Origin of the sequence: Streptomyces sp. NBC_00252, from assembly GCF_036187565.1 — a bacterium.
In the GTDB taxonomy this organism is placed as follows: Bacteria; Actinomycetota; Actinomycetes; order Streptomycetales; family Streptomycetaceae; genus Streptomyces.
Window position 1 is genome coordinate 4,991,145 of sequence record NZ_CP108087.1, and the last position, 19,368, is coordinate 5,010,512.

Sequence of the window (19,368 nt, forward strand, 5' to 3'; positions counted from 1 at the left end):
GAACGGTGTGCGGGATACGGCGGTCGAGAGGGTCAGCCGGCGGTCGGCACCGCGTGGGCGACGCGGTCCGCGCGGGCGTCCTGCGCGCGGAACAGCGACTGGTAGAGGGCCATCGCGGCGAGGCCGAAGAGGGCGTAGACGACGGCCATGCCCCAGGCCGGGATGAGCGCGCTGATGGTGACGCAGAGCGAGCCGACGAGCAGGCCCAGGCGGACCTGGAGGCCGTACGCGGCCATGTACTTGGTGCGGGAGGCGTCCGGCACGGAGTTGGCCAGCAGGGTCTGCTTCACGGGGGCGTTCATGAGTTCGCCGGCCGTGACCACGAAGGTCGCGATGATCAGCGTCCAGGCGTCGCCGCTGACCGCCCACACCATGTAGCCGACGGTGAACACCACGATGCCGCCCATCAGCCGGCGCCGTTCGCCGACCTTGCCGAGCACCTTGCCGACCCACAGCGCGCAGCACACGACCAGCAGGGTGTTGACGGCCCGCATGATGCCGAGCATGTTGACCCCGTTCACCCGCACGTGCCACGGCCCGAGGTCGATGAGGTCCTGCGTGGTGAAGTGGTCGCCGAGGCGTACCGCGATCGACGACGAGATCTGCACCTCGATGGAGCGGATCAGCAGCGCGGCGACGATCAGGCGCAGGAAGACCCGGTCGCGTACGACGAACAGGTAGCCGGTGAGCGCCGACTTGACCCCGCGCGGGTTCTCGACGCCGTCCTCGGGCGCCGTCTCCTTGATCCCGAGGAAGGTGGTCGTGAAGACGGCGCCGAGGCAGATGCCTGCCGCGGCGAGGAGTTGGAAGAAGTAGCCGTAGTAGAAGAAGCCGCCGACCAGCGAGCCCAGCATGAACGCCATGTTCGTGGACCAGTAGTTGATCGTGTAGATCGCGGTGCGGGACTCGACGGTGGTGACGTCGACAAGCATCGCGTCGTTGGCGGGCAGCGCGGTGCCGGCCGAGCAGGCGGCGAGGAGGTAGAGGACGTACATGACGACGCCGTTGCCGCCGCCCGCCGGTGACGCCACGAACGCGAGGCCCAAGTAGGCCAGGCAGGCGCCGAGTTCGCCGCCGAGCAGGACCGGGCGGCGGCCGTAGGTGTCGGAGAGGTGGCCGCCGACGAGGTTGCAGGTGATGGCCGCGAGGGCCACGACCAGCGTCATCAGACCGGCGGTCGCGGCGCCGTAGAGCTTCGCGAAGTGGATCACCATCAGCGGGACGAGCATGATGTCGAAGAACCGCTGGACGAAGGCGACGGCTATGCGCAGCCGGAGGTTGGGGTGCAGCTCCTTGAGGTTCACCGGCCGGCCTCGGCGTCCATGGGCTCCGCCGGCCACCAGCTGAGGTACCGCTCACCGGTGTCGGGGAAGACGGTCACCACGGTCGCGCCGGTGAGGTCGTGGCGGCGGGCCAGCTCGGCGCAGCCGTGGGCGGCGGCGCCGGAGGAGATGCCGACCAGGAGTCCGGTGCGGGCCGCGATGGCGCGGGTGGCCGCCGCCGCGTCATCGTCGGAGACCGCAATCACCTCGTCGATCAGCTCGACGTCGGTGACCGGGCTGATGAAGCCGCCGTTGAGACCGGGGATGCGGTGCGGACCGGGCTCGCCGCCCGACAACAGGGCCGATCCCGTGGGCTCCACGGCCACGACCCGCAGCTGCGGGTTGCGTTCGCGCAGGTAGCGGGCGGTGCCGGTGAGGGTGCCGCCGGTGCCCACCGTGCAGACCAGGTGGGTGACCCGGCCCTCGGTGGCCTCCCAGATCTCCGGGCCCGTGGTCGTGTAGTGGGCGCGGACGTTGTCGGCGTTGGTGTGCTGGCTCGCGTACCAGGAGCCGGGGATCTCGACCGCCAGCTTCTCGGCGCGCTCCACACAGCCCGCGAACCCGAGGGTGTGGTCGGTGAGTTCGATCTCGGCGCCCAGCATCCGCAGGGTCAGGATGCGTTCCTGGGTGGCGTTGTCGGGCAGCACGATCAGGCACCGGTAGCCGCGTGCCACCGCCAACGCGGCCAGCGCGATACCGGTGTTGCCGGACGTCGACTCCACCACCGTGTCGCCCGGCCGGAGTTCGCCGCGTTCCTCGGCGGCCGTGAGCATGAACAGGGCGGCCCGGTCCTTGATGCTGGACAGCGGGTTGGCGCACTCCAGTTTGGCGAGCACGCGGCCTTCCGCGCCCTCAAGGGGCAGCCGCAGAAGCGGAGTTGAGCCGACGAGGTCGGCGATGGTGTCGACTACGGCCAGAGACATGAGCGGTCCTCGGTGGGAAGCGGTCGGTGGACGGTGCGGGCGGTCACCAGGACCCCGCCGACGCGGTCACCGCGAACAGGTCCTCCATCAGACGGGGTTGGTGCCCCTTGGCGCGGATCACGGCGGTCGGCGCGAGGACCCGGGCGTACGCGGGCACGTCCTTGTTGACCAGCGCCTGGGCGCCGATGACGGCGTGGTCGGCGATGGTGACCGGGCCGAGCACGGTGGCGTTGGTGCCGAGCACGACGCCGTTGCCGACGCGCGGGTGCCGGCGCTCCCCCTCGGGCCGCTTCACATCGCTCCACCAGCCGACCGCGCCCAGCGTCACCTGGTGGTAGATCGTCACGTCGTCGCCGACCTGCGCGGTCTCGCCGATCACCACGGCCGCGCCGTGGTCGATGAACACCCGCCGGCCCAGCTCGGCGCCGGGGTGGATCTCCACACCGGTGGCGCGCCGGGCGCCGTAGGCCAGCAGGCGGGCCGTCATCCGGTGGCCGCGCCGGTGCAGGCGGTGGGCGACCCGGTGGGTCCACAGGGCGGGCAGCGCCGGGTGCAGCAGGGCCTCGCGGCGGCTGCGGATGGACGGGTCGCGCTCGACGACCACGCGGAGGTCCTCGCGGAGCGTGCTCAACAGGCGTTCTTCCGAGGGCCGTTGGGCGTATACGCGGTCCGTCATGCGCTCGCTCCCGCCGGTTCCCGTACGGCCGCCAGGGTCGCGTCGATCAGCCCGCCGAGGGCCGCGACGGTCCCGGGGTCCGTGAAGTCGCCCTCGAGGGTGAGCAGTTGGCCCGCTCGGCCGACGGCGACCGGCTCGTGGTCGACCACCCGCGCGCCGCACCTGGTCAGCACCCGGGCGAGCGCGGTCTGCGCGTCGACGGCACCGCGGGCACCCGGCGAGGCGCTGGTGAGCGCGACGGTCCTGCCGCTCAGCGCGCTCTCGCCGTTCGGGCGGGAGAGCCAGTCGAGGGCGTTCTTGAGGACGCCCGGCATCTCGCCGTTGTAGGCGGGCGTGCTGATGAAGACCGCGTCCGCGTCCCCCACCAGCCGCTTGGCGGCCCGTACTTCGGGCGAGCCGTCCGCCTGCTCGACGTCCCAGTCGAAGTGCGGGAGCAGGCCCACGGACAGCGACTCGATCTCGTACGTGTCCCCGTCCGGCCGCTCGGCCAGCAGGCGGCGCACGGTGGCGAGGACGGACGCGTTGAGCGAGTCCCTTCGGACGCTCCCGGAGATGAGCACGATCTTGGTCACGGCGGCTTGCCCCTCAGTTCTCGGCTGGCTCCGAGCCTGACCCCCGCCGGTCCCGAACCCGTCCCGTGCCGTTCCCGCGCCCCGCGGTACCGGCACGGGAAGCCTTCGGTAGCCCCCGACCGCAACCTGATCAACGGCTGATCAACAGGGGGAAACCACGCCAATGAAGACCGCGAGTGCACCTACGTCCGGCATACCGCTCACGGGCAGCCACCTGCCCGACCTGCTCGCCCACCAGGCCGCCCTGCGCCCCGACGCGACGGCCGTCGACTACCGCGACACCCGGCTCTCCTACGGCGAACTCCACCGCCGTAGCCGCGACTTGGGCGACCGGCTCGCCCGACTCGGGATCGGCCCCGACACCTGTGTGGGCCTGTTCACCGAGCCGTCCCTCGATCTGATGGTCGGCGCGTGGGGCATCCTCGCCGCCGGTGCCGCCTATCTGCCGCTGTCCCCGGACTACCCGGAGGACCGGCTGCGCTACATGCTGGAGGACTCCGGGGCCTCGGTCGTCGTCACCCAGCCGCACCTGCGCGACCGGGTCACCGCCCTGGCGCCACGCGGCACGACGGTCCTCACCCCGCAGGACGCGCCCTCCGAGGGCGACCTGCCACCGGCCGCGTCCGTGCCGGCCCCGGAGCATCTCGCCTACGTCATCTACACCTCGGGCAGTACGGGTCGCCCCAAGGGCGTGATGATCGAGAACCGGGCCGTCGTCAGTCAGCTGCGCTGGCTCGCGGACTGCGGTCACCTCGGGCCGCAGGTCTCGGTGCTGCAGAAGACGCCGATGAGTTTCGACGCCGCCCAGTGGGAGATCCTCGCCCCGGCCACCGGCGCCCGGGTGGTGATGGGTGCCCCCGGCATCCACCGCGACCCCGAAGCTGTCCTGGCGGCGGTACGGGCGAGCGGGGTCACCACCCTCCAGTGCGTGCCGACACTGCTCCAAGCCCTGCTGGACACCGAGGAGTTCGGGTCCTGCACCTCGCTGGAGCGGGTCTTCTCCGGCGGCGAGGCCCTCACCCACGGGCTCGCCCGCGACCTCCTCGCCGAACTGCCCGGCGTCTCCCTGATCAACCTCTACGGCCCGACCGAGACCACCATCAACGCCACCGCCCACCAGGTCGACCCCGACGCCCTCGGCGGCGGCACCAGCGCGACCGTCCCGATCGGCGTCCCCGTCGACGGCCTCAGCGCCTACGTCCTCGACGCGGACCGCGCGCCCGTGGACATCGGCGAGAGCGGTGAACTCCACCTGGGCGGAGTGCAGTTGGCGCGCGGCTACCTCGGACGCCCCGAGCAGACCGCGGAACGGTTCGTCGACTCGCCGTTCGCCGCGGGCGAGCGCCTCTACCGCACCGGTGACGTGTGCCTGTGGAACCCGGACGGCACGCTGCAGTTCGTCGGCCGTACCGACAACCAGGTCAAACTGCGCGGCTACCGCGTCGAGTTGGAAGAGGTCGCGGCCCGTATCGAGGAGCACACCTGGGTGCGCCGCGCGGCCACGCTCGTCACCGACGACGCCCGCACCGGCCACCAGGCCCTCGTCGCCTGCGTGGAGCTGAACCCCCGCACCGCCGCCGTCATGGACCAGGGCTCGCACGGCGCCCACCACCAGTCCAAGGCGTCGAAACTCCAGGTCAAGGCCCAGCTCTCCAACCCGGGCCTGCGTGAACCCGCCGAGCTGGCGGGCCGCCCCGTCGTCGCCCTGCCGGGCCGCGAGGCGACCCCCGAACAGCGCCGCGAGACCTTCGCCCGCAAGACCTACCGCTTCTACGAGGGCGGCCCGGTCACCCGCGCCGACCTCCTCACCCTGCTCGCCCCGCGCCGGGCGCCCGGGAACCCGCGCCCGCTCACCGACCTCACCCTCGGACAACTCGGCACGGTGCTCCGCTGGTTGGGCCCCTTCCGCAGCGAGGAGCGGCTGCTCCCCAAGTACTCCTACGCCTCCCCCGGCGCGCTGTACGCCACCCAGCTGCACATCGAGTCCGGCGGGATCGCGGGCCTCGCGCCCGGCGTCTACTACCACCACCCCGCCGACCACACCCTGGTCCGCGTGGGCGACCCGAGCGGCCACTGCCCGGACGACGGGCTCGTCCTGCACTTCCTCGGCAAGCGGCGCGCGATCGAACCCGTCTACAAGACCAACATCCAGGAAGTCCTGGAGTTCGAGACCGGTCACATGCTCGGCGTCCTGGAGGAGGTACTCCCCGAACACGGCCTGACCGTACGGCCCTTGGGCCACTTCCCCGCCGTCAAGGACACCCTCGACGTCGCCGACGAGGACTACTACCTCGGCACGTTCGCGATCACCCCGGACGACGACGGTGAGCCGCGCCGCGACTCCACCGAGCTGTTCGTCCAGGCGCACCCCGGCCGGGTCGAGGGCCTGCCCGGCGGCCAGTACCGCTACCGCGACGGCCGACTGGAGCCGCTGGGCGAGGAGTTGATCGAACCCCGGCACGTCATCGCCATCAACCAGGGCGTCTACGACCGGGCGAGCTTCGGCATCAGCGCGGTCAGCCGGGCCGCCGAACCCTGGCTCGAGTACATCGAGCTGGGCACCCGGCTGCACCACCTCCAGCGCACCCCGGGCTTCGGCTTCATGTCCTCGGGCTACTCCTCGAAGACCGGGCACCCGCTGCCGGCCGCCCGCCGCCTGGACGACCTCCTCGCCGCCGCCGGCATCCCGGGCGGGGCGTCGTACTTCTTCCTCGGCGGCCGGGTCAGCGCCGAGCAGGTCGCCAGCGAGGGCATGCGCGAGGACGCCGTGCACACCAAGGGTCCCGCCGAGATGATCCGCGACGAACTCGCCCGCTCGCTCCCGGACTTCATGCTCCCGAGCCGCGTCCTCGTCCTGGACGCGCTGCCCCTGACCGCCAACGGCAAGATCGACATCAAGGCCCTCGCGGTCTCCCCCGAGGTCACCGCGGCCCGCACGGCGGGTCCGTACGTCGCGCCGGAGACCCCCACGGAGGTCCGCCTCGCGGTGACGTGGGGCACGGCCCTGAAGTACCCGGACCCGGAAGACGTCTCCACCGAGGACAACTTCTTCGCCAGCGGCGGCAATTCACTCATCGCGGTCGCCCTCGTCAACAGGATCAACAGGGAGTACGGCACGAAACTCCCCCTCCAGGCCCTGTTCGAGGCACCGACCCTGCGCGAACTCGCCGCACGCATCGACGAGGCCCCCACCGCACCGGTCTCCCGGCTGATCCCGCTGGCCCGCGAGGGCGGCTTCACCCCCGTCTTCTGCTGGCCCGGGCTCGGCGGCTACCCGATGAACCTGCGCCTCCTCGGCGGCCAAGTCGCCCTGGACCGCCCCTTCTTCGGCGTCCAGGCGCACGGCATCAACGCCGGCGAGACCCCGTACGCCACCATCCGCGAGATGGCGAGCGCCGACCTGCGCGAACTCCGGCGCGTCCAGCCGAGCGGGCCGTACACCCTGTGGGGCTACTCCTTCGGGGCCCGGGTCGCCTTCGAGGCCGCGTGGCAGCTGGAGCAGGCGGGCGAGAAGGTGGAGCGCCTGCTGCTGATCTGCCCCGGCAACCCGGAGATCCGGCGGACGGACGGGGCCACTTGGGGCCGCGACGCGTCGTACACGAACCCCGCGTACGTGACGATCCTCTTCTCCGTCTTCACCGGCACCATCGAGGGCGCGGCGCTGGACGCCTGCCTCGCGGCGACCCGGGACGAGGACAGCTTCGTGTCGTACGTCGGCGAGCTGCTCCCGGCGCTCGACCCGGAGACGATCCGCCGGATCACCCGCATCGTCTCGACGACGTACGAATTCGACTACACCTTCCGGGAGTTGGCGGAGCGGCGGGTCGAGGCCCCGATCACCGTCTTCAAGGCCCGGGGCGACGACTACTCGTTCCTGGAGGGCGCGTCCGGGTACTCCGCGAAGCCGCCGGCCGTGGTCGACCTGGACGGGGACCACTACGGCGTGCTGAAGGAACGGGGGGTGGCGGAGCTGGTGGCCGCGGTGCGGGCGGCCATGGGGAGTTGAGCCGAGGGGCGCGGTGTGACTCTGTGGGTGTCGGGGGCGGCAGGCTCACGTCCCGCTCCCGGCACGCCTGTTCACGCGCCCGATGCCAACGCCCCCCGCTGCGGCCGGATTCCCTCCGGGACCGCACGCGCGCGGGCCGGTGTTCCCGTCCAGCAGGTGCCCCGGCGGGCCAGCAGCCGCCCCAGCCACAGCTCCAGGGAGACCAGGTCCGCGAGACCGTCCAGCGGCAGGGGCTCGCCCTGGGCCGCCGCTCTCAGCGCCTTGCGGACCACGCGTGCCTCGACCAGGCCCGCCTGCGCGAGCAGCGGCGTGGCGAAGAGGTCCATCAGGGAGTCCGCGGCCACCCGTAGACCCTTGCGGGCGGCGGCCGCGGCCGGGGCGTGGGACGGGGCGCCCCAGCCGGGCGGGAGGTCGCCCACGCCGGCGCCCTCCAGGACCGTACGGAGGATCGCCGCGCGGGCGCCCGGCTGGACCCGCAGCGCCTCGGGGAGGGAACGGCAGGCGCGGACCACCTGGTTGTCGAGGAAGGGGGTGTGCAGGCGCTGAGAGCGGATCTCGGCGGCCTGCTCCAGGACGCGGAGGTCGGAGGCGTGGCGGGCGAGGGCGGCACGGGCACGGAAGTCGCCGGGGCGCTGGCCGGGGCCGCTGCCCTGTCGGCTGGGCGCGCTCTGCAGGCGAACCGATACTTCAGCCAGCGCCTCACCCGTCAGCCAGCGTGCGGCGGGCCCCGGTCTGGCCCAGGTGAGCGCCGCGAGGGAGGCACCGACCGCGCCGCCGGGCTCCTCGAAACGCTGGTTCATCAGCCGGTCGGCGAGGACCTCGAGCCCCGCGCCGTAGGGCGTACGGGCGAGGCGGCGGGCCGCGCCGTACACGCGCGCGGGGACCATCACCGAACCGTCCGCCTTCGCCAACGCGGCCACCGGGCGCACCAGATGACGTCGTTTGCGGTCCATGAGGAGGTCGGCGAGGCGGGCCGGGTGCGCGTCCAGGACCTGGCGGGCGCCGTACCCGGTGAAGTGGTCGGCACTGCCCGCGGCGAGGCGGGCGCGGTGGCGGGCGGCGATGATCAGGGAGGGGCCGGGTTCGTCGGTGAGGGGGCCGTCGAGTTCGGCGTACGGCAGGACGAACTCGTCGCCGGTGACCACCACGTGGTGCAGCCGCGGGTTGGCCGCGAGGGCGCCCGCGCGCTCCACCTCGGACTCGCGCCCGGGGACGGCGAGATCGTTGAACGTGACGGCGAGGAGGCGTTCGCCCGCGCCGGTGCCGTGCCCGAGGACCGTGCCCGGCGCCCCCGGCAGCCCGGCGGCGAGCAGGGCGAGCGTCCCGGAGGCGGGCCCCCCGGAGAGGTCGGCGCCGATCCCGGGGACCGGCATCCCGCGCGCGGCACGCCGTTCGGCGGGCCCCATGCCGGGGACGGGACCGGGGTCGATGTCGGGAACATGCCGGGGCGCGGAGAGCCGCACGCGCACCGCGTCCACCAGTGCGTCGCGTACGGCGTCCACCGCGCTGTCCGGATCCACGGGCGCCGCCGCCACCGCCAGGGAGGCCACCGGCTCGTACCCGGCGATCTCGCGCGCCCCGGCGCGCAGGATCAGCGCATGCCCCGGCGGAATGCGCCGTACCCCGTCGTAGGGCGTCGAGTCGTGCAGCGCGGCCGGGACGTCCGGGGCGGCGAGCAGCGCGGCCAGGTGACCGAAGTCGAGGTTGGCCTCGATGAGGTCGGCGAGCGGGAGCGCGGCCGTGGAGTACGCCGTACCGCCGGCCCACGGGGTGTAGAACACCGGCTTGGCGCCCGCGAGATCACCGCACACCATGGTGCGGCGGCCGACCTTGACGACCGCCGTGTAACTGCCGGACCAGGCCGTCAGATGCCGAAGTGCCCCTCCGCGCGCGGAGAACAGGCTCAGGCGCAGCTCCTCGTCGGAGGCACCGCACGTGCCGAGGACCGCGATGCGCGTCTCCGCGTCGACCTTCACGACCCGCACCTCGTCGGGCCGCCAGTCGCCGACCGCCCACAGCGGATCCGGGTCCCCCCACAGGAGTTGGGACCCCACCGGGTGGACCGTCTCACCGTCGAGGCCGGTCGCCCCCGCGGAACCGATCACGGCGGCTCCAGCGGCGGTACTGCTCCATCCCACCAACCACCGCATCGACGCCTCCACAGGCTGTGGACAACCAGAGCACCGCACGAACTGGGCACCATGCTGCCATGAAGGACGCCTTCCGGAGGGCCGGAGAAGCCGCTTGAGATCGCGCGAGGACGCCCTGGACGAGGGACAACCGGACAAGGACGACCCTACGTCCGCGACGCGAATGCGCCCCCGATACGCTCCCCCAAAACACCTAACGCGCCCTCAACTCCCGTGGTAGGAGCGGTATTCGACCTCGGGAGGCAGGGGCGTTTTTCGGCCAAATCGGCGTGACAAGGACAGGCTCGGACACGCTCCGTACATGCCCTGCGCACCGCTTCGTGCCGCGCACAGTCCGGGAGGCGGAGTTCGCCTCCCGGACCGGTCCGCCGCCCGCGGGGATGTAGGCGGCGGTGTCCCCCAGCCCACTGGATCCAGTACAGCGGGCCGACCCACGCACGATCCATGGAACCGCTCCCGTGATGGCCGGAGAAGAGCGCACACACGGGCGCACGGCCACACGACGGGGGCACGTCGCAACCCTGCGTGCAAACCCCGCACTCGCGTACGGACCACAATCCCGCCATCCGGAACAATGCCCCTTAACGCTTGGGATGCGGCGAACTACGCTGGGTTTACGAATGCCGGGTGGTTATGCCAGCGCGGCAGCCGTCTGTGTCGAGGGGTGGCGCATGTCCAGGGAGCAACGCGGGCCGAACGAAAAACTCGGCACCGTTCTCGCCCTCGCGGGAATCAGCAACGCAGGACTCGCGCGTCGCGTCAACGATCTTGGCGCTCAACGCGGGTTGACACTTCGCTACGACAAGACGTCGGTGGCGCGCTGGGTGTCGAAGGGGATGGTGCCCCAGGGCGCCGCCCCGCACCTCATCGCGGCCGCCATCGGCCAGAAGCTCGGCCGCCCGGTGCCGCTCCACGAGATCGGCCTGGCGGACGCGGATCCCGCACCCGAGGTGGGCCTCGCGTTCCCCCGGGACGTCGGCCAAGCGGTGCGTTCCGCAACGGAGTTGTACCGCCTCGACCTCGCCGGCCGCCGCGCGGGAAGCGGCGGCATCTGGCAGTCCCTCGCCGGGTCGTTCGCAGTCAGCGCATACGCAACGCCCGCCTCACGCTGGCTGATAACCCCGGCCGACAGTTCGGTGGCACGCGAGGCGAACTCCGCTGAGAGCTCCGGGACACCGCTCAAAGTCGGCCACAGCGACGTGCAGAAACTGCGGGAGGCCGCGGAGGACGCCAGGCGCTGGGACTCCAAGTACGGGGGCGGCGACTGGCGTTCGTCGATGGTGCCCGAGTGCCTCCGGGTGGAGGCGGCACCGCTGCTGCTCGGCTCGTACTCCGACGAGGTCGGCAGAGCCCTGTTCGGCGCGAGTGCCGAACTCACCCGCCTCGCCGGGTGGATGGCCTTCGACACCGGCCAACAGGAGGCGGCGCAGCGGTACTACATCCAGGCGCTGCGCCTTGCCCGCGCGGCGGCGGACGTCCCCCTGGGCGGCTATGTGCTGGCGTCCATGTCGTTGCAGGCGACGTACCGCGGCTTCGGCGACGAGGGCGTCGACCTCGCGCAAGCCGCGCTGGAGCGCAACCGCGGCCTCGCGACCGCCCGCACCATGAGCTTCTTCCGGCTCGTCGAGGCGCGGTCCCACGCGAAGGCGGGGGACGCGCAGGCGGCGGGCGCGGCGCTCAAGGCGGCCGAGGGGTGGCTGGAGCGGGCGCGGGACGGGGACAACGACCCGTCCTGGCTCGGGTTCTACTCCTACGACCGGTTCGCCGCCGACGCGGCCGAGTGCTACCGGGACCTCAAGGCGCCCCGGCAGGTCCGTCGCTTCACCGAGCAGGCGTTGTCGAAGCCGACGGAGGAGTTCGTGCGGTCGCACGGGCTTCGGCTGGTGGTGTCCGCGGTGGCGGAGCTGGAGTCGGGGAATCTTGACGCGGCGTGTGAGCAGGGGGTGCGGGCGGTGGAGGTCGCCGGGCGGATCTCTTCCGCTCGGACCACCGAGTACGTGAAGGATCTTCTGCATCGGCTGGAGCCGTACGGGGACGAACCGCGGGTAGTCGAACTGCGGGAGAGGGCTCGGCCGCTGTTGATGGCTCCCGCCTGAGCGTCTGCCCGGCTTGCGTTGTCTTGTGAGTGCGGCGCCGTCGTGGCTTGTCGCGCCACGCGGCGGAGCCGCACATGTCACAGCCCCGCGCCCCTTGGGGCGCAGGGCCCTCCCGGGGTTTGAAGGCATTGTCAGTGGTGCAGTGCACTATCGGATGCGGGAGGTGGTGCACGTGCGGGCTGAGGTCGGGTTCGACTGTGACGTGCTCGTGGTGGGTGGCGGGATTGTCGGGCTGTCGACGGCGTATGCGATCACGCGCGCCTCGCCCGGTACCCGCGTCACCGTGCTGGAGAAGGAAGGCGGGCCCGCGCGGCATCAGACAGGTCGCAACAGCGGGGTGATCCACAGCGGGATCTATTACCGGCCGGGGTCGCTCAAGGCGCGGTATGCGGTGCGGGGGGCTGCCGAGATGGTGGCGTTCTGCGCGGAGTACGGGGTGGCGCACGCCGTGACCGGGAAGCTGATCGTGGCCACGGAGCGGGCCGAGCTGCCCCGACTGCACGCACTCGTGCAGCGCGGCCGGGAGAACGGCATTCCGGTGCGGGAGCTGGGCGCCGCCCAGATCGCCGAGTACGAACCGGAGGTGCGCGGCCTGGCCGCCATACACGTCGGGACCACGGGGATCTGCGACTACGGCGAGGTCGCCCGCCGGCTGGCCGAGGCGTCCGGCGCCGAGATCCGCTACGGCGCGCGGGTCGCCCACATCGACCGCCGCCCGGAGCGCGGGGTGGCCGTCCGCACGGTGACCGCGACCGGCGGTGACGTGGTCCGCGCGCGCGTGCTGGTGAACTGCGCGGGCCTGCACTGCGACGAGGTGGCCCGGCTCACCGGCGACGACCCCGGCATGCGGATCGTCCCGTTCCGCGGCGAGTACTACACCCTCGCCCGCCCCGAACTGGTCCGCGGCCTGGTGTACCCGGTACCGGACCCGGCCTTCCCGTTCCTCGGCGTCCACCTGACCCGCGGCATCGACGGCACGGTCCACCTGGGCCCTAACGCGGTCCCGGCCCTGGCCCGCGAGGGCTACGACTGGGGAGTCGTCCGCCCCCGGGAAGTCGCCACCACGGCAGCGTGGCCCGGCGCCTGGCACATGGCCCGCCGGCACTGGCGCTACGGCGCGGGCGAGCTACGCCGGTCTTTCTCCAAGACCGCGTTCACCGGCGCCGTACAACGCCTCCTCCCGGCGGTGACCCCGGCCGACCTGACCCCTTCCCCGGCCGGCGTCCGAGCCCAGGCAGTCCTCCGCGACGGCACCCTCGTGGACGACTTCCTGATCAAGGAATCCCCCCGAGCCATCCACGTCCTCAACGCCCCCAGCCCCGCAGCAACAGCGTCGCTACCGATCGGCAGAGAGATAGCCCGCCGAGCCCTGGCAGTACTCCACGAGGACCGAGAGCCCCTCCAACCCCGGGGCACGAGACCCACCTAAGAGGCGCGGGGCCGTGACATGTGCGGCTCCGCCGCGCGAGCGCGCCCCCCTCCAACCCCGGGCAGGGCAACCCACTCAAGGGGCGCGGGGAACTGCGCGACCAGCCCCCACCGGGCCCGCACTCGCCAGACAACCCAAGCCACGCAGACGCCCACGCGCAAGCCCAGTAAAATCGACGCATTGTGTCTGACACCCCCAACACCCCCGCCACCCCCACCGAGCCCACGCCAGCGCCAGCGCCAGCGGCGGCGCAGCGAACCCGGCCCAAGGGCGAACCCCGTTTCCCGGGCGGCCCGACGCCCGACCCCGCCGGCTCCCACCACGAGCGCCGCATCCGAAGCTTCCAGCCCCGCAGAAGCCGCGTCACGGCCGGCCAGGCCGACGCCCTGGAACGCCTGTGGCCCAAGTGGGGCCTGGACATCGACGGCCACCGCACCCTCGACCTCCCGGAGCTGTTCGGAAACGACAACCCGGTGATGCTGGAGATCGGCTTCGGCATGGGCGAGGCGACCGCCCAGATGGCAGCCGACGCCCCCGCGACGAACATCCTCGCCGCCGACGTACACACCCCGGGCCAGGGCAACCTCCTCGGCCTCGCCGACCACCACGGCCTGACCAACATCCGGGTCGCGAACGGCGACGCGATCATCCTGCTCCGCGAGATGCTCGCCCCGGACTCCCTCGACGGACTGCGCGTGTACTTCCCGGACCCCTGGCCCAAGGCCCGCCACCACAAGCGCCGCCTGATCCAGCCGGAGTTCCTCACCCTCGCCGCGACCCGCCTGAAGCCGGGCGCCACCGTGCACTGCGCGACGGACTGGGAGCCGTACGCGGAGCAGATGCTCGACGTGCTCGACGCGCACCCGGACTTCGAGAACAGCCAACCCGACGGCGGTTTTGCGCCCCGTCCCGACTTCCGGCCGCTGACTCGTTTCGAGGGCCAGGGACTGGACAAGGGACATGTCGTGAACGATCTGGTCTTCCGTCGCGTACCCCACGACGACCAGCGCTGACGCCAGGCTCCATCGCGGGCCGTGCCCTTACCTCGTTAGGGTCGATGCCGTGGCCACGTTTCCGCCCCTCCCCCCACACCCCGGCCGCCCCGCCCACGCGCCGCGCGGACGCTGGTGGCAACGGAACTGGGTCCGGCACGTCGCGCTGATCACCCTGCTCACCCTCTCCGGGCTCGTCATCCTGGCGCTGGTCCGCCAACAGACCGGTACGGAAGGGTTCCTGGTGGGTCTCGGGCTCGCCGTACTGCCCGTACCCCTGCTCCTCGCCGCCTTCCGCTGGCTGGACCGGGTCGACCCCGGCCCCTGGCGCAACCTGCTCTTCTCCTTCGCGTGGGGCGCCTGCGCCGCGGCCCTCATAGCGATCGTCGCCAACAGCTTCGCGACGAGATGGATAGCGACCACGACCGCGGACCCGACCAGCGCGGACACCCTCGGCGCGACGGTGATAGCACCGATCGTGGAGGAGTCGGCGAAGGCGGCGGCCGTCCTGCTCGTCTTCCTGTTCCGCAGACGGGACTTCACCGGGATCGTCGACGGGGTGGTGATAGCCGGGGTCACCGCCACCGGCTTCGCGTTCACCGAGAACATCCTCTATCTGGGCACGGCCTTCGGCACCGACCAGCTCACCGGCGACCGCGGCTTCACCTCCGTCACCGCAGCGACCTTCTTCGTGCGCATCGTCATGTCCCCTTTCGCGCACCCCTTGTTCACGGTCCTGACGGGCATCGGCTTCGGCATCGCCGCGCTCTCCCCCGACCGCCACCACGTCCGCCGCGTCCTGGTCCCCCTGACCGGCCTCCTCCTCGCGATGGGCATGCACGCGATCTGGAACGGCTCCTCGACGTTCGGCCAGTACGGCTTCTTCGAGGTCTACGGCGTCTTCATGGTCCCCGCGTTCGGCCTGCTGACCTGGCTCGCGGTGTGGACCAGGCAGCGCGAACTCCGCAGTGTGCGCGAGGAGTTGCCCGTCTATGTGCACGCGGGCTGGCTGCCCCCGTCCGAACCCTTCGTGCTGGGCTCGATGAGCGCCCGCCGGCTGGCCCGCGAGTACGCCCGCCATCACCTCGGCCGCGAGGCGGCCCGCTCGGTCGCCCGGTACGAGGCTCACGCGACCGCCCTCGCGTTCCTGCGGCACCGGGCGGGCCGGGGCCGCGTGGGCCCCGAATTCGCCGTACGGGAAAGGGAGTTGCTGCACGAGCTGTGGCTGCGCCGGGAGGTGGCACGCCCCGCCCTGGACTACGCGGCCCGCCGCACGGCACCCCCGGTACCGGTGGTGGTACCGCCGTGGCCGCCGGTGTACGGGTCGTACGGGACTCCCCTGTACAACCCGTACCGGTCATAGCCTCGAGGGCGGTTACGCCGACGCCTGCGTGAGGCGGGTGATCTCCGCGTCCGTCAGCTTCAGTTCGGCCACGCCCAGCAGCGCGGGGAGCTGCTCGACCGTACGGGCGGAGGCGATGGGGGCCGCGACCGTGGGCTGCGCGGCGAGCCAGGCGAGGGCCACCGTGGCGACCGGGGCGTCATGGGCCTGGGCGACCTCGTCGAGGGCGGTGAGGACGCTGCGGCCGCGCTCCGACTCGGCGTACTGCGCGGCCCGCCCGGACCGGGCGCTCTCCACGGTCGTACCGGGGCGGTACTTGCCGGTGAGGAAGCCGGCCGCCAGCGAGAAGTACGGGAGGGCCGACAGTCCGCCGCGTGCGGCGACGTCCTGGAGCTCGCCCTCGTACGTGTCGCGGGAGACGAGGTTGTAGTGGGGCTGGATGGCGATGTACCGCGCCAGGCCCTCGCGGTCGGAGAAGTCCAGGGACGCCTGGAGGCGCTGGGGCGAGATGTTGGAGGCGGCGATGTGCCGCACCTTGCCCGCCTTCACCAGCTCGTCGAGCGTGCCGACGATCTCCTCGACCGGCACTTCCTCCTTGTCGAAGTGCGGGTAGTACAGGTCGATGTAGTCGGTGCCCAGGCGGCGCAGGGAGGCGTCGGCCGCGGCCTTGATGTTGGCGGCGGACAGGCCCGGGTACTCGGGGTGCTGGCTGACCTTGGTGGCGATGACGACGTCGGAGCGGTTGCCGCGGGCCTTGAGCCACTTGCCGATGACGGTCTCGGACTCACCGCCCTTGTTGCCCTCGATCCACGCCGTGTACGAGTCGGCGGTGTCGACGAAGTTGCCCCCGGCGGCCGTGTAGGCGTCGAGCACGGCGAAGGAGGCCGCCTCGTCGGCGGTCCAGCCGAACACGTTGCCGCCGAGGTTCAGCGGGAAGATCTCCAGATCGGACCGGCCCAGCTTGCGAAGAGAAGTCATGCCGTACGTCAACGCCCGCGCCGGAACCGGATATTCCGGCACAGCACGGGCGGACGGGGTCGACTCAGGGTCCGGTCAGGGGGCTGCTCAGGGGTTGAGGCCCTTGCTGCGCAGCCAGGGCGCCGGGTCGCTCGCGGTCGCGGCACCGTTGATGTGCACCTCCAGGTGGAGGTGCGGCCCGGTGACGTTGCCGGTGGCGCCCACGCGGCCGATGACCTCGCCGGTGGAGACCTTCTGCCCGACGCTGACGTTGATCGAGGACTGGTGGCAGAACCACAGCTCGGTGCCGTCGTCGAGGGTGAGGATCGTGCGGTACCCGTACGACCCGGCCCAGCCCGCCTCGGTGACCGTGCCGCTGTGGACGGCCTTGATCAGCGTGCCGGTGGGCGCGGCGAAGTCGAGACCCGTGTGGTACCCGGAGGACCACATCGAGCCGGCCTGGCCGAAGGTCCCGGTGATCGTGTACGAGGCGACGGGCAGCGTGTACTGCTTGGCGAGTGCGGCGAGCTTCGCGGCCTCGGCCTTCTTCTTGGCGGCGTCCTCCGCGGCCTTCTTCGCGTCGGCTGCCTTCTTCGCGGCGTCCTTCTCGGCTTTGGCGGCGGCGTCGACGGTCTGCTTGGCGACGGCGGCCTCGGCGACGGCCTGCGTCCTGCCGTCGACCTGCACCTGCTGCGACTCGGCCTGCGCCATGATCCGGTTCCGGAGCAGCTCGCCCGCGTTCGAGGCGCCCTTGGCGGTCTCGGTGGTGGTCACGCCGACGCTGCTGAGCGCGGTCGCGGAACCCTTGGGGGTGCTGCCGGACGAGTCGTCCAGGAGGTGGCCCACCGAGGGCAGGTCGGGCATCGAGATGGAGACCGGCGGCTTGCCGGTGTTGGCGCTGGCCATGCCGCCCGCGCTGACGGCGGCTATGACACCGACGCCCAGGACGGTGGAGCTGCGGGCGAATCCTCCGCCACCACGCTGCTTCGCGACACGGTGCTTGCCGCGGTTGGGGGAAACGGTCTCCGCGCTGGGATTCCACTCCTCCCAGGGGCCCTCGTCGGGGCGGTAACCGCCGTAGACGACAGGGGCTTCAGGGGCAGCCTGGTTTGACGCCACGTGGGCGTGCTCCTTTCCTTCCTTCTCGCCTACCGGGTTAGCTGACGGGTTCGGAGCAGGAAGGTCTCCTACGCGCGTAAACAGGCCGTGTCTCCACGGCTGTCGACGAGCGATTCACCCCAAGTGGTGGTTCCCCGGTTCCCTTGCGGGATTCGGCGCGTGCGCACGGAGCCGTCTCTTGTGACGGCCGGGACGACCGCGCTGCGTTATCGAACGTTAATAGACACGGGCGCCCGTTTCCAAGCTGTTCGGCTTGATCATTAACCTTTCCTTGCTGGACGAACAGCCCACCACCGGCGAAAAACGGGCGAGTTGGCCAAGTCTCAGAATTCCCACAGGTATTGACGGTATGTCAGTTGTTATGCGGAGGGCACCCGCCCGGTCACACCTGGTAACAGCGGCTAGGGATGCCGTACGGCGATCATCGCCATGTCGTCCGTCATCCAGCCCCCGGAGTACCGCCGCACCTCCTTGGCGAGGATGCCGAGCAGCACCTCGGGGGTACGGAAGGTCCGCCCGGCCAGCCGCGCCGCCGGGTCGTAGAAGACCCCGCGGGAGTCCCGCGCCTCGGACAGCCCGTCGGTGTGCACGAGAAGAGTGGCCCCGCCCGGGAAGGCGAACTCCTCGGCCCGGTCGGGCCAGACCCCCAACTCGCCCATTCCCAGGGGCAGTGCGGGCTCCCGGACCTGCAACGTGCTGACGGTGCCGTCCACGTGGAGGAGCAGCGGCGGCGGATGCCCCCGGTCGACGATGCGTACGACGCCGTCGCCGTGCGGGAGTTCGGCGAGGACGGCCGTGGTGAACCCCTCGAACGCGTCGAGCCCGTCGCGCCGGGTGCCCTCACGCGCGAGCGCCCGCTCCAGCCGCTGCGCGACCGCCTCCAGGGTCGCCTCCTGCTCGGCGGCCTCCCGGAACGCCCCGATGACCACGGCGACGGCGGCGACCGCGCCCATGCCCTTGCCGCGCACGTCACCGACGACCAGCCGTACCCCGTGCGGGGTGTCCTGCACCGCGTACAGGTCGCCGCCGATGAACGCGCCCTCCTGCGCCGCCTCGTAGCGGGCCGCGATCTCGAACCCGCCGATGCGCTCGGCCGGTTCGGGCAGTACGGCCCGTTGGGCGGCCTCGGCGATCTCGCGCGCGGAGGCGAGCTGTTCGCTGCTGCGGCGGACCAGGAGGTTGATGAGGACGGCGAGGACGGCGACCGTCGCCACGGTGGCGACCTCGGTCAGCGCGTCGGTGTCGTAGACGATGCCGAGCCTGATGTGGATGGCGAGGACGACGGCGACGGACGCGAGGCCGGTGAGGACGGTGCCGCGCCGGGAGTAGAGCGGGGCGGCCACCAGCGGGGCGGCGGTGAAGAGCGGGGCCGCCGTGAAGTCGGCCGCGGTGAGGTAGTCGTAGAGCGCGGCGGCGATCAGCAGCAGGACGGGGAGGCGGCGGACGACGGCGCGGGTGTACGAGATCCGCCGGCCCTCGCTCTCGGGCCGGGGCGCGGGGCTGTCGCCGAGGCCGGGGTCGGGCACGGGATCGCCGGGCAGACGCCCGCCGGCTCGCACATACGGACCCTCCTCCTCCACGGAACCAGTTTTTCCCGGTGGGGGGAGGGCGGCGAGCGGGGTGGGCCGACAGGGGGAGAAACACCAAGGGCCGGAATCCATTTCTGGATTCCGGCCCTTGGCCTGAGTAGCGGGGACAGGATTTGAACCTGCGACCTCTGGGTTATGAGCCCAGCGAGCTACCGAGCTGCTCCACCCCGCGCCGTTGTGATTGCAACTATACGC

The 19,368-nt window shown here is 72.0% G+C and carries 13 protein-coding genes, 1 tRNA gene and 1 riboswitch; of the genes, 5 read left to right on the plus strand and 9 right to left on the minus strand.

The window, feature by feature from the left end; genetic code table 11:
- Nucleotides 1-32: 32 nt before the first annotated feature.
- From OHT77_RS21770 to OHT77_RS21785, 4 genes are read right to left on the minus strand one after another with little or no spacing between them, the layout of a single operon-like run.
- Nucleotides 33-1,304: an MFS transporter gene (locus OHT77_RS21770; protein WP_328830206.1), complete on the minus strand. Its 1,272-nt coding sequence runs from the start codon at nt 1,302-1,304 to the stop codon at nt 33-35.
- Nucleotides 1,301-2,245 carry a PLP-dependent cysteine synthase family protein gene (locus OHT77_RS21775; protein WP_328830207.1) on the minus strand — a complete coding sequence of 315 codons (945 nt, stop codon included), beginning with the start codon at nt 2,243-2,245 and terminating at the stop codon, nt 1,301-1,303. Before OHT77_RS21775 ends, OHT77_RS21770 begins: the two co-directional genes overlap by 4 nt.
- A gap of 43 nt (nt 2,246-2,288) precedes the next feature.
- Entirely contained in the window at nt 2,289-2,921 is a 633-nt protein-coding gene (gene epsC / locus OHT77_RS21780; protein ID WP_328830208.1) for a serine O-acetyltransferase EpsC, read from the minus strand.
- Nucleotides 2,918-3,493: an NADPH-dependent FMN reductase gene (locus OHT77_RS21785; RefSeq protein WP_328830209.1), complete on the minus strand. Its 576-nt coding sequence runs from the start codon at nt 3,491-3,493 to the stop codon at nt 2,918-2,920. Before OHT77_RS21785 ends, epsC begins: the two co-directional genes overlap by 4 nt.
- Nucleotides 3,494-3,656: 163 nt before the next feature.
- Here OHT77_RS21785 and OHT77_RS21790 point away from each other — a divergent pair, with 163 nt between their 5' ends.
- Complete coding sequence (locus tag OHT77_RS21790; RefSeq protein WP_328830210.1) at nt 3,657-7,499, plus strand: amino acid adenylation domain-containing protein; 3,843 nt, start codon at nt 3,657-3,659, stop codon at nt 7,497-7,499.
- 71 nt (nt 7,500-7,570) lie between these two features.
- Here the strand turns inward: OHT77_RS21790 and OHT77_RS21795 are convergent, their stop codons facing one another.
- Nucleotides 7,571-9,649, minus strand: coding sequence for an asparagine synthase-related protein (locus OHT77_RS21795; protein ID WP_328830211.1), 2,079 nt, complete (start codon nt 9,647-9,649; stop codon nt 7,571-7,573).
- 671 nt (nt 9,650-10,320) lie between these two features.
- On the opposite strand from OHT77_RS21795, the gene OHT77_RS21800 reads away from it, so the two are divergent.
- From OHT77_RS21800 to OHT77_RS21815, 4 genes are all read left to right on the plus strand, one after another.
- Nucleotides 10,321-11,745 carry an MFS transporter gene (locus tag OHT77_RS21800; RefSeq protein WP_266770753.1) on the plus strand — a complete coding sequence of 475 codons (1,425 nt, stop codon included), beginning with the start codon at nt 10,321-10,323 and terminating at the stop codon, nt 11,743-11,745.
- A 154-nt stretch (nt 11,746-11,899) separates the two neighbouring features.
- The gene (gene lhgO / locus OHT77_RS21805) at nt 11,900-13,174 is read left to right on the plus strand and encodes an L-2-hydroxyglutarate oxidase (RefSeq protein ID WP_328830212.1); all 1,275 of its coding nucleotides are present in this window, start codon (nt 11,900-11,902) and stop codon (nt 13,172-13,174) included.
- 182 nt (nt 13,175-13,356) lie between these two features.
- Nucleotides 13,357-14,187 carry a tRNA (guanosine(46)-N7)-methyltransferase TrmB gene (gene trmB / locus OHT77_RS21810; RefSeq protein WP_328830213.1) on the plus strand — a complete coding sequence of 277 codons (831 nt, stop codon included), beginning with the start codon at nt 13,357-13,359 and terminating at the stop codon, nt 14,185-14,187.
- 49 nt (nt 14,188-14,236) lie between these two features.
- Nucleotides 14,237-15,529: a PrsW family intramembrane metalloprotease gene (locus OHT77_RS21815; RefSeq protein WP_328830214.1), complete on the plus strand. Its 1,293-nt coding sequence runs from the start codon at nt 14,237-14,239 to the stop codon at nt 15,527-15,529.
- Nucleotides 15,530-15,541: 12 nt separating this feature from the next.
- Here OHT77_RS21815 and OHT77_RS21820 read toward each other — a convergent pair whose 3' ends face one another.
- The 4 genes from OHT77_RS21820 to OHT77_RS21835 form a co-directional block, all read right to left on the minus strand.
- Nucleotides 15,542-16,486: an aldo/keto reductase gene (locus tag OHT77_RS21820; protein WP_328830215.1), complete on the minus strand. Its 945-nt coding sequence runs from the start codon at nt 16,484-16,486 to the stop codon at nt 15,542-15,544.
- 87 nt (nt 16,487-16,573) lie between these two features.
- Nucleotides 16,574-17,584 carry a M23 family metallopeptidase gene (locus tag OHT77_RS21825; protein ID WP_266770745.1) on the minus strand — a complete coding sequence of 337 codons (1,011 nt, stop codon included), beginning with the start codon at nt 17,582-17,584 and terminating at the stop codon, nt 16,574-16,576.
- Nucleotides 17,585-17,595: 11 nt separating this feature from the next.
- Nucleotides 17,596-17,752: riboswitch (cyclic di-AMP (ydaO/yuaA leader) on the minus strand.
- Nucleotides 17,753-17,985: 233 nt separating this feature from the next.
- A complete protein-coding gene (locus OHT77_RS21830; protein ID WP_328830216.1) occupies nt 17,986-19,164 on the minus strand; it encodes a PP2C family protein-serine/threonine phosphatase in 1,179 nt (392 codons plus the stop codon).
- A 107-nt stretch (nt 19,165-19,271) separates the two neighbouring features.
- Nucleotides 19,272-19,345: transfer RNA gene (locus OHT77_RS21835), tRNA-Met, on the minus strand.
- Nucleotides 19,346-19,368: the final 23 nt, after the last annotated feature.

Bases quoted from the DNA above. Each gene is read 5' to 3' on its own strand.
- OHT77_RS21795 (WP_328830211.1), bottom strand. From the start codon at position 9,649: ATGCGGTGGTTGGTGGGATGGAGCAGTACCGCCGCTGGAGCCGCCGTG.
- OHT77_RS21820 (WP_328830215.1), bottom strand. From the start codon at position 16,486: ATGACTTCTCTTCGCAAGCTGGGCCGGTCCGATCTGGAGATCTTCCCG.
- epsC (WP_328830208.1), bottom strand. From the start codon at position 2,921: ATGACGGACCGCGTATACGCCCAACGGCCCTCGGAAGAACGCCTGTTG.
- OHT77_RS21800 (WP_266770753.1), top strand. From the start codon at position 10,321: ATGTCCAGGGAGCAACGCGGGCCGAACGAAAAACTCGGCACCGTTCTC.
- OHT77_RS21790 (WP_328830210.1), top strand. From the start codon at position 3,657: ATGAAGACCGCGAGTGCACCTACGTCCGGCATACCGCTCACGGGCAGC.
- OHT77_RS21775 (WP_328830207.1), bottom strand. From the start codon at position 2,245: ATGTCTCTGGCCGTAGTCGACACCATCGCCGACCTCGTCGGCTCAACT.
- lhgO (WP_328830212.1), top strand. From the start codon at position 11,900: ATGCGGGAGGTGGTGCACGTGCGGGCTGAGGTCGGGTTCGACTGTGAC.